This is a genomic window from Pelagibacterium halotolerans (assembly GCF_044811015.1).
GTDB lineage: Bacteria > Pseudomonadota > Alphaproteobacteria > Rhizobiales > Devosiaceae > Pelagibacterium > Pelagibacterium halotolerans_A.
On record NZ_CP085243.1, the window covers coordinates 3,377,430 to 3,391,086 of the forward strand.

Genomic DNA, 13,657 nt, shown 5'->3' on the forward strand with positions numbered 1-13,657 from the left:
CTTGCCTCAACCGAAATAGGCTTGCGCGATGGAATCGGAGACTTGCGCGAGCCCGTTCGCAACCGCGATGAGGCGTTCCGGGGTCACCTCTGCGCTATCGATCACCGCAAGCTCGGTGTGGAGCTTGAGCGCCAGCTTGGCGGTTTGCGAAAGCTGCCCTTCGACGACGCCGTGAGGGAGCGCCTTGAGCTGTTCGAGCAACTCGCTGATCTGGAAGATCACAGAACGCGGGTTGAGCGGGTCGGTGATGAGCAATTCGATCGCGCCGAGCCCGCCGAGGCTATAGCCGTAGCGCCGCCGGTGGGTCATGACGCTGTCGCCGATCTCGAGCAGCATGTCGATGGCCCCGTCCGGCGCGTCGTCGCGGCCGAACCAGGCTGTCGCGTCGGCGATCTGGATGCCGCGCTCGAGGCGGCGGCCGATTTCGAGAAAGCGCCAGCCGGCGAACCGGTACATGTTTTCGTGCACCAGGCCGGAAAAACCCGCGAGCTTGCGCAGCAACACGGTCATCGCCCGCGTGGCGTCGTCGCCGGGCTTTACGGTTTTCGCAAAGCGGCGTGCGGTCTTTTGCAGGTCGGTCAGCGCCAGCCAGCCGTCGGGCGAGAACCGGTCGCGGATCTGGCTCGCCGAGCGTACGGCGCCGTCGAAGGTCGAGAGCAAGCCTTGCGGCACGGGCTCGGCGGCGTCGAGCCCGAGCGCGTCGAGGTATTCGGTGGTTGCCACCAAAAGCGGATGGGTTTCCGATCCGGTCTCGGCAAGCCGCAAATGGTAGGCGCGCAGGATCCGCACCATCGCCTCGCAGCGCTCGGCATAACGTCCTAGCCAGATCAGGTTGTCGCCCGCGCGCGAGGGAAGGCTGCCCGACGGGCTGCGCTCGACAGTGGTATTGGCCCCGGCAAGCAGCGATACTTGCTCGACGGGGGTTTCGCTCACCACCCAGACGTCGGCGGCCTGCCCGCCGCGTTGCATGGCGATGGCCGCGGTATCGAGCGAATAGCCCACCCTGGCGAAGCCGCCGGGCATGATCGACCAGCCGGTTTCCGTGCGCGCGGCGTAGACCCGCAGCGTCACCGGGCGGGGTTCGAGCCGGCCGCCGATATAGACCGGCGCTGTCGAGAGCGTCACGGCCTCCTGAGCGGCGAAGGCCTTGGGATTGGCTTCGATCTTGTCGAGGAGCGCCCTTTGTCCAGCGGGATCCATGCTGGCCGCCGCCTGCGTTCCACCCTCGTCGTCGATGGAGAGGAGTGTCGAGAAAGCCGGGCCGACCAGCATATCGCCCAGATGCTCGCGGACATAGTTGCGGGCTTCCGGCCCGCCGCACCACCAGGTCGCGATGTTGGGCAGCAGCAGGTCCGTGCCGAGCCGCGCCTGGGCAATTGCGGGCAGGAACGCCCCGAGCGCGCGGGTTTCGAGAATGCCGGCGCCCAGCGCATTGACGAAATTGATCGTGCCGCGCCGGACCGCTTCGGCCATGCCGGGTGTGCCGATCCGGCTGTCCTGCCGCAGCTCCAGCGGGTCGGTAAACTCGCCGTCGAGGCGGCGCCAGAGGACGGATACCGGTTTGAGGCCCGAGACCGTGCGCACCATCACCTCGCCATCCACGACGACGAGGTCTTCCCCCTGCACGAGCAGGAAGCCGAGATAGCGTGCGATATAGGCGTGCTCGAAATAGGTTTCGTTCAAGGGGCCGGGCGTCAGGATGCCGATCCGGCCCGATCCGTCGCCGGAAAGGCGCGCCAGATTGTTGCGGAAATCGCGGAAGAAACCGGCGAGGCGCCGGACGTGCAAGGAACCGTAGACGTCCGAAAGCGCGCGCGTGGTCGCGACGCGGTTTTCGAGCGCAAAGCCGGCGCCTGAAGGAGCCTGCGTTCGGTCGCCCAGAACCCACCAGCGGCCATCCGGACCACGGCCCAGTTCGAAGGCGCAGAAATGAAGGTGATAGCCCGAGGCTGGCGTGACGCCGACCATGGGCCGGAGGAAGGCGGGGTTCTGCGCGACAAGTTCAGGCGGCAGCAGACCCTCTTCGATCAGATCGTTATTGCCATAAATGTCGGCGATAACGGTTTCGAGCAGATCGGCGCGCTGGGTCAGCCCCGCCGCAATCTGCTGCCATTCGCTGTCGGCGATCAGGAGCGGGATATGTGCGAGCGGCCACTCGCGCTCGCCCTGTTCGGAACCCTCATACATGCGGTAGAAGACGCCGGCATCGCGCAGATATTGGTCGGCGCGCTGGAAGCGGGCGGTGAGTTCGTCGGCGCCCAGCCGGTCAAGCGTATGCATCAGGTCCAGCCAGCCCGGCATGACCGTGCCGTCGGCCGCGACCATTTCGTCGGGCACGCCGGAGATCGGGCGATAGCTCGCGATCAGGTCAGGCATCTTGCGTGCCCTCTTGCGCGAGGAGGCTGGCGTTCGGATCATCTACTGCCACTGGTGAGGCCGCCTCAGGTCCAGCGTCAGAGGAAACTCGGGCGCGGGCGCTTCGTCCGGCAAATCGTATGCGCCCGCACTATGTCCGGCAGGAACAAAGCGCGCAAGCCGTCTTGCTTCGGCCTCGTTGGCGTTCACAGGAAAGGTCTCGTAATTCCGGCCCGCCGGGTGGGCGACGTGATAGACGCAGCCACCGACGGCGCGGCGGGTCCAGGTGTCGTAAACATCGAATGTCAGCGGTGCGTTCGCGGGCAGGGCGGGATGCAGGCCCGACGTAGACTGCCAGGCTTTGTAGCGTATGCCGGCAACCGAAGTGCCTTGCGTCTCGGTCTGTGTGAGTGGCAGGGGACGGCGGTTGCACGCCACCGTGTAGCGGTCCGGGTTGGGGCCCGTGAGCTTGGCCTGCAGCCGTTCGACCGAAGAATCGACATAGCGCACGGTGCCGCCGATGGCGCCGGTTTCGCCCATGACGTGCCAAGGTTCGAGCGCTTGACGGATCTCGAGCGTATGGCCCTCAACGTCGATCTCGCCGCAGAACGGGAAGCGGAATTCGAGTTGGGCTGCGAACCATTCGGGTTTGAGGTCGAAGCCTTGGGCGCGCAAATCGTCGAGCACGTCGAGAAAATCCGCCCAGACGTAATGAGGCAACATGAACCGGTCGTGGAGCGTCGTGCCCCAGCGGGTGAACTTGCCCGTGACCGGGGTTTTCCAGAAGCGCGCGATAAGGGCGCGGATGAGGAGTTGTTGGGCGAGGCTCATGCGCGCATTGGGCGGCATTTCAAAGCCGCGGAACTCGACGAGTCCGAGTCGGCCGGTTGGGCCGTCGGGGGAAAACAGCTTGTCGATGCAGATTTCCGCGCGGTGGGTGTTGCCGGTCACATCGACGAGGAGGTTGCGGAACAGCCGGTCGACGAGCCAGGGCAGAGGTGCATTCCCTTCGTGGGGCATGGGGATTTGTGCGAGCGCGATTTCGAGCTCGTAGAGACTATCGTGCCGCGCCTCGTCGATGCGCGGGGCCTGGCTCGTGGGGCCGATGAAAAGGCCTGAGAAGAGGTAGGAGAGCGAGGGGTGGCGCTGCCAGTGGAGGACAAGGGATTTCAGGAGATCGGGGCGCCTGAGGAACGGACTGTCATTGGGCGTCGCGCCGCCGACAACCACGTGATTGCCGCCACCCGTGCCCGTATGCTTGCCGTCGATCATGAACTTGTCGGCGCCCAGCCGGGCGAGCCGGGCTTCCTCGTAGACCGCTTCGGTGGTCGCCTTGGTTTCTTCCCAGTTGGCGGAGGGATGGATGTTGACCTCGATGACACCCGGATCGGGCGCGACGCGGATGACGTTCAATCGCGGATCGTGAGGCGGCGCATAGCCTTCGATATGCACCGGCAGGCCGAGCTTTTCGGCGGCCGCTTCGGCGGCGGCGACAAGTTCGAGATAATCCTCGAGCCGCTCGGTGGGCGGCAGAAAGACCGTCAGCCGGCCATTACGCGGCTCGACGGTCAGTGCGGTGCGCACCTTGCCCTCGATGTCGGAAATGACCTGCTCGATCCGCGTCTGCGCGATGGTTTCGTCAGCGGAAAAGCGCGCCTCGGGCAGGTCGCGGGCATCGGGATTGGGCAGCATCAGTTCACGCGGCGGCAGGGCCTCGCGCGGGACCGCTGGATCCTCGGGAATGACATGTGGAAACTGCGTCGCGGGGACGTAGGGCAACGATCCGAGCGGCAGGCGATAGCCCACGGGCGAATCCCCCGCCGCGAGAAAGAGCTTGCCCCGCCGGGTCTTCCAGACTTCGGTGAGCCAGCGCGATTTTTGCGCGGGCGCATTCCACCGCTGGATGGGGAGCACATAGCCCGTCGGTTCCGTCAGCCCGCGCGCGAACACCTGTACCATCCTCAGGCGCTCTTCAGGGTCCTTGAGTTCCGGGTTCGACGGATCGACGTTCTCGGGCAGCTTTCCTTCCTTCAGCACCCAGTCGGCGGGATCCTCATAGGCCGCCGCGATGGTTGAACCGTCGAGCCCGAGCGCATGCGCCATTTCGGTGATAAAGGCTTCGGCCTTTTCGGGCTCGGGATTTTCGGTGCCGGTCTCGGGGGCGATCAGGTCCGGGTTCTTCCAGACCGGCTCGCCGTCCTTGCGCCAATAGAGCGAGAAGGTCCAGCGCGGCAGGGTTTCACCAGGATACCATTTGCCCTGCCCATAGTGGAGCAGTCCGCCCGGCGCGAAGCGCTGCTGCAGGCGCTTGATCAGGACGTCGGCTTTCTGCCGTTTGGTCGGCCCCACGGCATCGGCATTCCATTCGCCGCCTTCGAAATCGTCGATCGAAACGAAGGTCGGCTCGCCGCCCATGGTGAGCCGGACATCCATCTCTTCAAGCGTTTCGTCCACCTGCTGCCCCAACGCATCGAGCGCCTGCCAGCTTTCCTCGGAAAAGGGCTTGGTGATGCGTGGGTGCTCGGCGATCCGGGTGACCTGCATGTCGAAGGCGAAGTCGACATTGGCGAAACTCGCCATCCCCGAGATCGGCGCGGCGTTGGCATAATGCGGGGTGGCCGCGAGTGGAATATGGCTCTCGCCGGTCAGCAATCCCGATGTCGGATCGAGGCCCACCCAGCCTGCGCCGGGCAGGTAGACCTCGGCCCAGGCGTGCAGGTCGGTGAAATCGTGATCGGTGCCGGACGGGCCATCGAGCGCCTTGAGGTCCGGCTTGAGCTGAATGAGGTAACCCGAAACGAACCGCGCCGCGAAGCCGAGGTGCCGCAGCGTTTCGACGAGCAGCCAGCCGGTATCCCGGCACGAGCCTTTGGCGCGTTCCAGCGTTTCTTCGGGCGTCTGGACGCCCGGCTCCATGCGCACGATATAGCCGATCTCACGCTGCAGCCCTGCGTTGAGATCGACGACGAAATTGACGGTGTTCTTGGGCGTCCGGTCGATGGAGGCGAGGAAATCTTTGAAGCGTGGGCCCACAACCGGATCGGGTTTGCGGTAGATCTCGAGGTCCGGTGCAAGCGCTTCGGGATAGGCGAACGGCCAGGTCTCGGCCTCCGGTTCGACGAAGAAGTCGAACGGGTTGTAGACCGTCATGTCGGCGACAAGGTCAACTTCGATCTTGAGCTCGGTCACCGGCTCGGGGAAGACGTAGCGCGCCTGGAAATTCCCGTAGGGGTCCTGCTGGATGTTCGCGAAGTGCTTGTCCGGCGCCACCTTGAGCGCGTGGCTCAGCACCTTGGTGCGGGAATGCGGGGCAGGCTGGAGGCGGATGATCTGGGGGCCGAGGGTGACCGGACGGTCGTATTTGTAATGCGTGAGATGATAGATCGCGGCCTTGATCGCCATCGTTGTACTCCCGAACCTATCCACGCCTCGCAAGAGGAACGATAGCGGGAAAGCGCAAGCGGTGGCAATCAGTCTTCGAGCAGATACTCTCCGCGCTCGTCGAGCGGTTCGGTGCCCACGATCTTGGCGACGGAATCTCCCGGCACGACGTATTTGGTGAGTTTGCGCGAGAGCACGCGGCCCGACGTGCCCGCGAGGATCGGTGTGCGGGCGGTGAAGGCGTCGGGGCCGTCGAGTGCGATCAGGTCCGCAATGGGTTGGCCCTTTTCCACCGTGTCGCCGAGCGCAACGCGATAGGCGAGGAGACCGGGTCGGGTTGCGCGGACGATCTGGGTCGCGTTGAGCGGCGTCGGCTCTGGCGCCTTCTCCGGCGTGCGGGCAGGCGTGCCGGCGATCAGGCCTTTGGACTGGAAAAAGCCAACGAGATTTTCCGCATCCCGTTGGCCCAGATCGTCGAAGACGTCGGCGCTGCCGCGATATTCGAGCGTCGCCGCCACTGCCGAAAACGGTATGGGCTTATCCGGGTGGGCCGCGCGCAGCCGCGTCCAGAGTGAGGGCCAGACCTCGTCAAACGACCCTCCGCCGGAGTCCTCGGCGGTCAGTTGCGCCGCCGAACCCATCCAGTCGGCGAGTTCCGTCAGCTCGGCCATGGAATCCGGCGTGACGAACATATGGTTGAGCGCCTCGTTGTCGCAGTGCAGGTCGAGCACATAATCCGCGTCATACGCTTCGGTCATCACGAAGTGCCGCAACTTATGCAGCGCCGGGCCCGGGTCGAGGCTGTCGAGCCAGGACTTTACCGTCTCACGGATGATCCGGACGTTCTCCTCCGCATCGTCGGTCAGCTTGGGCGCGATGCGCTTGCCGGTTTCTTTGTAGAGATCCGGCCATTTGCGGTTGAAATTGGTGCCCGAGCGGTCGTCATAGCGCCCACCATGGACCTGGAAATGGATCTGGTCCATGCCCAGCGGATTGACCATGGGGAAGATGACGAAGCGCGCGTTGAGCGCGCCATCCGCGTCCGCCTTCTGCAAGAGCGGCAGGAGGTGATGGATCACCATGATGCCCGGCTGCTCGTCCGCGTGCAGTGCGGCCTGAAGATAGACCTTTTTCTTCGCATCGGCGGGTCCGGCGCGGAAGAAGACAAGGTCTGTAACGGTGCCGGGGGCATCGTGCGGGATACGGTGAGCGAAGCGTTCGAAAGCCATGTTTACCGGAAGTATTTGGGGCCGAATCGCAGCCGCGGCCGGCCGGCATATTGCTCTTTCGGCATGTGCCGCATCATGCGTTCGTAGACAAGGCCGAAGACGAAAAAGATCGCCATGGTGATGACGAGGAAATAGAGCCCGGCGACCGAGAAGTGCAGGAATACGTTGAAATCGCGCTCAAACAGTTCGGTCGCCTTGTTCATGATGTCTTTCTGATTGCCGATCACCGGAAGCGTGAAATAGACGAGCGCTGTGGCGTGGAAGAGGAAGGTCACCTCGTTGGTATAGGCGGGCCAGGCGAGGCGGATCATGTTGGGCCAGGTCACCGTGCGGAACACTTGCACGCGCGACATTCCGAAGGCCCGCGCGGCTTCGAGTTCGCCCTTGGGGACGGTTCGTAGCGCGCCATAGAAAATTTCGGCGGTATAGGCGGTGGTGTTCATCACCAGCGCCAGCGGACCGATAAAGAGCGGGCTCATAGCGAACCATGCGATCCCCATGGGGCGCCACCAGATGGGGTTGAGCGCCAGCATGATCGAATAGAACATAAAGAACTGGATGAAGAGCGGCGAGCCCCGGAAGGCATAGATATAGGCCGAAGAGAGGCGTGAGACGATCGGGTTTTTGGAGTTCTTGCCCAGCGCGAGAAGCACCGCGAGCCCGAAGCCGATCGGCAGCGAGGACGCAGCGAAATAGATGTTGAAGAGCGCCGGATAGGCGAGGAGCTGGATGTCCGTCCAGACGGCTTCAAGCAAACCCATCGCTCAAGCCTCCAGCGGCATGCCGCGCCGCGCCCAGGCGGTGAGGCGTCTGAAGACCTGCTCGGAGGCGAGCGTTACGAGGATGTAGAAGACGAAAAGCAGTGTGTAATACGCCCATCGCCAGTCCCCGTGCACAAGCCCGGCCTGCGGCAGGAAATTGGGCGAGCCCAATTGTCCTGCCCACCAGACGATGTCGTTGATCTGCAGAAGCGAGAGCAGCGAGGTCGCCTTGATCAGCAGCAGCCAGACGTTCGAAAGCCCCGGCAGCGCGTAGATCCACATCTGGCGGATATGGATGCGCGTCAGGACCTGGAAATCGCTCATCCCATAGGCGCGCGCTGCTTCGAGCTGGCCGCGCGGGACCGCGCGCATGGCGCCATGGATGACGTTGGCGGTAAACGCTCCGAAGATGATGCCCAGCGAGACGCAGGCGAGGATCAGGTATTCGGTCGTCGAGAGGAACCAGTTCGCCGCCGCGCAGGGCGGCCAGCCGGTCCCCGTGCGAGCGTCGGCAGGGCAAGCCGACAGCGCCCATGTCCATTCGACCGCCTGCTCGAAGGCCAGCGGGAAGAACAGGAAAAAGAGCACGTCAGGGATGCCCCGGACCATCAGGGTGTATATGGCGCCGAGCCAGCGCAACGGGGCGAAGCGCGAATTGCGGGCCATCGCGCCTAAAAGCCCGAAGACGAGCGCCAGGAGCGCGCCGAAGACGGCGGCGAGAATGGTGAACCGGAAGCTCGCATAAAAGGCGAGGTGCTTGCCATTGGTCAGATAGGCAAGCCAGAAGGCGAGGTCTTCACCCATACAAAACGGCCTGTCGGTCGATGACGCCCCGGAGCTTGGTTCTCCGGGGCGTCTGTTTGGTCTTTACTCGCTGTAGTACGGACCCTGGCCGTCGAACCACTCGGCGATGAGCGCATCGACCGTTCCGTCCGCCTTGAGCGCGTCGAGCGCAGCGTTGAAGCTCGCTTCGAGGTCGTCGTCGTCCTCGCGCAGGCCGGCGCCCACGCCACCGCCGATCAGGATGTCGGGGCCGATGAATTCAAGCGCGCCGCTCGAATTGGCAATGACCGGGTCGAGCGAGGAGCCGTCGGCGAGGACCACGTCGACATTGCCCGCCGCAAGGTCGGCGACCGACTGATCGAAGGTCGAGAATGCGACGATCGTGTTGTCAGCGCCGAAGTTCTCCTCGGCATAGGCGGCCTGAATGGTGTTGCCCTGAACACCGATGCGCAGCCCCGAAAGATTCTCGAAGTCATAGGTCATGCCGGCCGGAGCGGCGAAATTGGACGGGTCGGGCGGGAAATAGTCCTGGGTGAAGTCGATCGTCTCGTCACGCTCGGGCGTGATCGACATGCCAGCCATGATCACGTCGTAGTTGCCCGCCAGCAAGTTGGGGATGATCGAATCCCATTCGTTCTGGACGAACTCGCACGTGAGGCCGGCCTCTTCGCAGATGGCCGCGCCAAGATCGAGTTCGAACCCGGCGAGTTCGCCATCGTCATTGACGAAGTTCCAGGGCGCATAGGCGCCTTCGGTGCCGATGCGGACGGTTTCCTGCGCCGATACGGCAGTTGTGAGCGCTGCCAGGGCGGCAGCGGCGATGATCACCTTCTTCATTTTTTGCTCCCTTTGGTAAGCACTTTTGGTGAATAGACCGGGTTGCCTTTTTGCATGATGGTCGTCCCGGTCAGGCGTGACCGGCGGCGCCCAGGAATTGGCGCAGCCGATCGGATTTGGTGGCCCCAAAGACCTCGTCGACGGTGCCTTCCTCCTCGATCTTGCCGAGATGCAGGAAGACGACCTTGTCGGAGACTTCGCGGGCGAATTTCATGTCGTGGGTAACGAGGATCATGGTGCGGCCCTCGTCGGCGAGCATTTTGATGACCCGCAGCACTTCGGCCTCCAGCTCGGGGTCGAGCGCCGATGTGGGCTCGTCAAAGAGCATGATCTTGGGATTGATGCACAGCGCGCGGGCGATGGCGGCGCGCTGCTGCTGACCGCCGGAAAGCTGCGCGGGGAAGGCGTCGGCTTTGTCTCCGATCCCGACCTTGTCGAGCAGTTCGAGCGCCTGGGTTCTCACCTCGTCGGGCTTGCGCTTTTGCACCTTGAGCGGGGCTTCCATGACGTTTTCGAGAATCGTCATGTGCGACCAGAGATTGAACTGTTGAAAGACCATACCGAGTTCGGACCGGATATGGCGCAATTGATGACTGTCGAGAGGGTGCCGGTCCGGGCCTTCGGGAGACAGCGCTATTTCTTCGCCGTCGATGGCGACGGCGCCCTGGGTTGGCACTTCGAGCATATTGATGCAGCGCAGCAGGGTCGATTTTCCCGATCCGGACGAACCGATCAGGGTGACGACGTCGCCACGCTTGGCTTCGAGCGTGACACCTTTTAAAACTTCGAGCGCGCCGAAGGACTTATGGACGTTCCTCAGCTCCAGAATCGGCACCATGCGCGCGGGTTTTCCCCTTGTTGTTGCACCACGGCCTCCGGCCAATGCCGATGGTCGGGATGTACACCTTCCCTGCTGCTGCGCGAGGTTAAATCCGACGCACGCAGCGATACTCTCGCCCGGTTGGGGGCGCACCGCAACGGTTCGACCCCCGCCATGAGAATGTTCCCTCGGCCATGCTTGCCCATGGCCACCGTTTCCAACTCGTCATGAGCGTTGCCACGAAACGGCTAAGGATTAAGCAAATCAGACTTTTGGCTATTCACAAAGCGAAAAAGAAAGCTGCGCCGGAAAACCGGATGAACAAGGGTATAATTTTTCGTCTCCGGGGCGACGAACGGCCATCGAAAGGATTTGGATACCAGCGTTGGTCCTATATCGGGACGATAGGGCGCGCGCACTATATGGTTTGTCCTGGACGCGAAACATTTCCGGCAGTTGGATGGTTTTTGATTATATTTCAGTGCTGATCGCGGTCGGCGCGGCGGGTGCTGCGTTATGCGTCACACTGGCCATGAGCTGGATTCGGCAGCGCAGCTCCGGGTTTCTCGCGAGCTGGGCGGTTTCGATCGGGATTGTCGTTGCGGCGATTGCGAGCTTTGCGGTTTACGATTCGGGCGCTTCGGATGCGTGGATGCTGGCAGGGTGCCTGTTGATGACGACGGGTTTCATCATGAGCTATGGCGGTCTGGTTCAGTTTCGTGACGGCGGTTTTCCCGTCCGCCTGGTCTGGCTTTCCGCCATCGGTGCGACCGCACCAATGCTTGCGGCGTTTGTGCTGGGGTACACCGGGGTGGTCATCTGGCTCGTCAACTTAATCGCGTCCGGCGTGCTGGGCTTTATCGGCTGGCAGTACTGGCGCATGCGCACCGAATCGATCGCGACGATCTCGTTGATCGCGGCGCTCCATTTTGCCGTCGCAGTTTCGTTTTTCTTGTGCTTCGTCATGGCGGTAATTGAGGCACCGCTCTATCTGCCCGGAGGAATGCCCGACAACTGGGCGGAAAAGGTGAACCTCGTTTGCGCGATCATTGCCATTACCGGCATTGGTGGGCTTTTGATCACCGTCCACCAGGAGCGGATCGCGGGATTGCATCGTGCTGAAGCGCTCACCGACCCGCTCACCGGCCTCAACAATCGCCGGGCCTTGTTCGAACGGTTCGGGGATGATGCTGTTCCGGAGGGCACAGCACTGGCCATTTTCGATCTCGATGATTTCAAGGCCCTCAACGATCGGTACGGCCACAACTTCGGCGATACGGTCCTCGAGCGTTTCGCGGAGTTAATCTTGGCTAACGCCCGCACCAACGATGTTGCAGTGCGCCTCGGAGGGGAGGAGTTCGCGTTGATTCTTCCCGGAACGAGCCCGGCGGATGCCTTATCGGTCGCGGAACGAATCCGGAGCGCGATGGCGCGGACCTCTCACGTGATTGGCAACGAAGATGTGTTCTGTACGGTAAGCGCAGGCGTCGCTGCGGCACAGAAGCCCGGTATCAGCCTCGACACGCTGATGCGCAAGGCCGACAACGCGCTTTATCATTCCAAGCGCAATGGCCGGAACAAGGTGACACCGCTCAAGGCGAGCGCGGCTTAGGGCGCCGTACCTTTCTGCACCGGCGCGTCCTCGCGGGCGCCCCATTCCGCCCAGGCGCCATCGTAGAGCGAAACCTTTGGCGCCCCGACCATATCGAGGGCCAGTGCCAGAACGGCAGCGGTCACGCCGGATCCACACGATGTTATCACCGGCTTTTCGGGATCGACGCCCGCGTCGGCGATGAGCGCGCGCAGGTCGGTTTCGGATTTGATATGACCGTCCGCGATCACGTCCATGAAGGGCAGGCTGCGGCTGCCCGGAATATGCCCGGAAGCGAGTCCGGGGCGAGGTTCGGGCGCTTCGCCGGCGAAGCGCGCGGCGGGGCGGGCATCGAGGATCTGCGCGGTGCCGGCGCGGGATGCTTCGAGGACCGCGGAAAAATCGGCGATGGCGTCGTCGGCGAGATGTGCGTTGAAGGTCGTTGCGGGAGCACGGGACCAACCGGATTCAAGCGGACGTCCCTCATTGCGCCACTTGGGGGCGCCGCCATCGAGAATCGTCACCTCGCGCGCGCCCATCACTTTGAATGTCCACCACACACGCGGAGCTGAGAAAAGGCCGTATTCATCGTAGACCACAATCGTCGCGTTCGATGAAATCCCCAGCGCGCCGGCCATGGCCCCGAATGTCGCCGCATCCGGCAGCATGTGGGGCAGGTCCCGCGACGTATCGGCCACGGCGTCTATGTCGAAATGAACCGCACCCGGGATATGGCTCTCTTCGAACTCCGAACGGGCGTCGCGTCCGGCGTTCGGCAGGTGCCAGGTTCCGTCCACGATTGTTACATTGTCGTCATCGAGATGATCGGCCAGCCATTGGGTGGAAACGAAATGGGGCATCGCTGAAATCCTAGGGAAGCCGGGCGAGTCGCTCGGTTAGAAGGGCGTAGAAGGCGTCCGAATCACCTGAGCGGACGAAGAACGCGTTCTTCGGCCTGTCGGTGACGTGCCAATAGTCCGTGACGGTCATCCCGCGTGTCAATTCGCTCGAGGTTTCAATCTCCACATTGCACTGTCGGCCTTCGAATATTCCGGGTTCGATCAGATAGGCGGTGACGCAGGGATCGTGCAGCGGGGCGCCCTTCCAGTTATACTTTTCGAGGTCGAAACGCTCGGAAAACCCGAGCATTGCGGCCACCGCGGCGCCGGTCTTGTTGCCGATGCCATCGAAGGTTTCGATGCGCTCATGGGTCGAGAGCATCTGGTGGGTGACGTCGAGCGGCATCATCACGATCGGAACGCCAGAGGAGAAAACGATATCGGCAGCTTCGGGGTCGACATAGATGTTGAATTCGGCTGCCGGAGTAATGTTCCCGACTTCGAAATAAGCCCCGCCCATGAGGACGATCTGCTTGATTTTTCCTGCAATTTCGGGCGCCTTGACGAGCGCCATTGCAAGGTTCGTGAGCGGGCCGAGCGCACATAACGTCACCGTGCCTGCGGGTTCGCGCAGTACCGTTTCGACGATGAAATCGACACCGTGCATCTCCTCCAGTTGCTTTTGCGGTTCGGGCAGGTCCGGTCCGTCCAGTCCGGTCTGTCCGTGCACGTGTTCGGCGGTCACGAGCGGACGGCGCAGCGGTCGCGCGCAGCCGGCGTAGACCGGAACATCAGTGCGCCCGGAGAGTTCGACGACCTTGAGCGCGTTCTTTGCGTTCTGCGCGAGGCTTACATTTCCCGCGACGGCGACGATGCCAAGCACATCGATATCCCCGGGGGAGGCAAGTGCGAGTAGAATAGCAACTGCGTCGTCCTGGCCGGGGTCGGTGTCGATGATGATTTTTTCGGGCACGGGAGTCTCTTTATTCGTTTCAAGCACAGAGCGGCGCGATCCTACCGGTGGAGGATTAAAAAGAAAGAGGAGACGGACATATGAACAG

10 protein-coding genes are annotated in these 13,657 nt (G+C 62.9%); 1 reads left to right on the forward strand and 9 read right to left on the reverse strand.

From position 1 onward, the window contains the following. Positions 1–6: 6 nt before the first annotated feature. The 7 genes from LG281_RS16295 to LG281_RS16325 all read right to left on the reverse strand — a co-directional run bounded on the left by LG281_RS16295 (position 7) and on the right by LG281_RS16325 (position 10,184). On the reverse strand, positions 7–2,418 hold the full coding sequence (locus tag LG281_RS16295; RefSeq protein WP_404402541.1) for a circularly permuted type 2 ATP-grasp protein: 2,412 nt from the start codon (positions 2,416–2,418) through the stop codon (positions 7–9). Beyond that, complete coding sequence (locus tag LG281_RS16300; protein ID WP_404402543.1) at positions 2,419–5,757, reverse strand: DUF2126 domain-containing protein; 3,339 nt, start codon at positions 5,755–5,757, stop codon at positions 2,419–2,421. A 68-nt stretch (positions 5,758–5,825) separates the two neighbouring features. After that, on the reverse strand, positions 5,826–6,965 hold the full coding sequence (locus LG281_RS16305; RefSeq protein WP_404402545.1) for a succinylglutamate desuccinylase/aspartoacylase family protein: 1,140 nt from the start codon (positions 6,963–6,965) through the stop codon (positions 5,826–5,828). A gap of 2 nt (positions 6,966–6,967) precedes the next feature. Further along, on the reverse strand, positions 6,968–7,726 hold the full coding sequence (locus tag LG281_RS16310) for an ABC transporter permease (protein WP_404402547.1): 759 nt from the start codon (positions 7,724–7,726) through the stop codon (positions 6,968–6,970). Between the two features lie 3 nt (positions 7,727–7,729). After that, entirely contained in the window at positions 7,730–8,530 is an 801-nt protein-coding gene (locus tag LG281_RS16315) for an ABC transporter permease (protein ID WP_404402549.1), read from the reverse strand. A gap of 63 nt (positions 8,531–8,593) precedes the next feature. After that, positions 8,594–9,346 carry a transporter substrate-binding domain-containing protein gene (locus tag LG281_RS16320; protein ID WP_404402551.1) on the reverse strand — a complete coding sequence of 251 codons (753 nt, stop codon included), beginning with the start codon at positions 9,344–9,346 and terminating at the stop codon, positions 8,594–8,596. Positions 9,347–9,416: 70 nt separating this feature from the next. Then, positions 9,417–10,184, reverse strand: a complete 768-nt coding sequence (locus LG281_RS16325) for an ABC transporter ATP-binding protein (RefSeq protein WP_404402553.1) — start codon at positions 10,182–10,184, stop codon at positions 9,417–9,419. Between the two features lie 442 nt (positions 10,185–10,626). Here LG281_RS16325 and LG281_RS16330 point away from each other — a divergent pair, with 442 nt between their 5' ends. Beyond that, the gene (locus LG281_RS16330) at positions 10,627–11,778 is read left to right on the forward strand and encodes a diguanylate cyclase (RefSeq protein WP_404402555.1); all 1,152 of its coding nucleotides are present in this window, start codon (positions 10,627–10,629) and stop codon (positions 11,776–11,778) included. On the opposite strand, the gene sseA is transcribed toward LG281_RS16330, so the two are convergent. Further along, positions 11,775–12,617, reverse strand: a complete 843-nt coding sequence (gene sseA, locus LG281_RS16335; RefSeq protein WP_404402557.1) for a 3-mercaptopyruvate sulfurtransferase — start codon at positions 12,615–12,617, stop codon at positions 11,775–11,777. The genes LG281_RS16330 and sseA overlap by 4 nt on opposite strands. Before the next feature lie 10 nt (positions 12,618–12,627). Then, positions 12,628–13,569 (reverse strand): nucleoside hydrolase, encoded by a 942-nt coding sequence (locus LG281_RS16340; protein ID WP_404402559.1) that lies wholly within the window; start codon positions 13,567–13,569, stop codon positions 12,628–12,630. Positions 13,570–13,657 lie beyond the last annotated feature (88 nt).

Bases quoted from the DNA above. Each gene is read 5' to 3' on its own strand.
- LG281_RS16295 (WP_404402541.1), bottom strand. From the start codon at position 2,418: ATGATCCGAACGCCAGCCTCCTCGCGCAAGAGGGCACGCAAGATGCCT.
- LG281_RS16300 (WP_404402543.1), bottom strand. From the start codon at position 5,757: ATGGCGATCAAGGCCGCGATCTATCATCTCACGCATTACAAATACGAC.
- LG281_RS16305 (WP_404402545.1), bottom strand. From the start codon at position 6,965: ATGGCTTTCGAACGCTTCGCTCACCGTATCCCGCACGATGCCCCCGGC.
- LG281_RS16310 (WP_404402547.1), bottom strand. From the start codon at position 7,726: ATGGGTTTGCTTGAAGCCGTCTGGACGGACATCCAGCTCCTCGCCTAT.
- LG281_RS16315 (WP_404402549.1), bottom strand. From the start codon at position 8,530: ATGGGTGAAGACCTCGCCTTCTGGCTTGCCTATCTGACCAATGGCAAG.
- LG281_RS16320 (WP_404402551.1), bottom strand. From the start codon at position 9,346: ATGAAGAAGGTGATCATCGCCGCTGCCGCCCTGGCAGCGCTCACAACT.
- LG281_RS16325 (WP_404402553.1), bottom strand. From the start codon at position 10,184: ATGGTGCCGATTCTGGAGCTGAGGAACGTCCATAAGTCCTTCGGCGCG.
- LG281_RS16330 (WP_404402555.1), top strand. From the start codon at position 10,627: ATGGTTTTTGATTATATTTCAGTGCTGATCGCGGTCGGCGCGGCGGGT.
- sseA (WP_404402557.1), bottom strand. From the start codon at position 12,617: ATGCCCCATTTCGTTTCCACCCAATGGCTGGCCGATCATCTCGATGAC.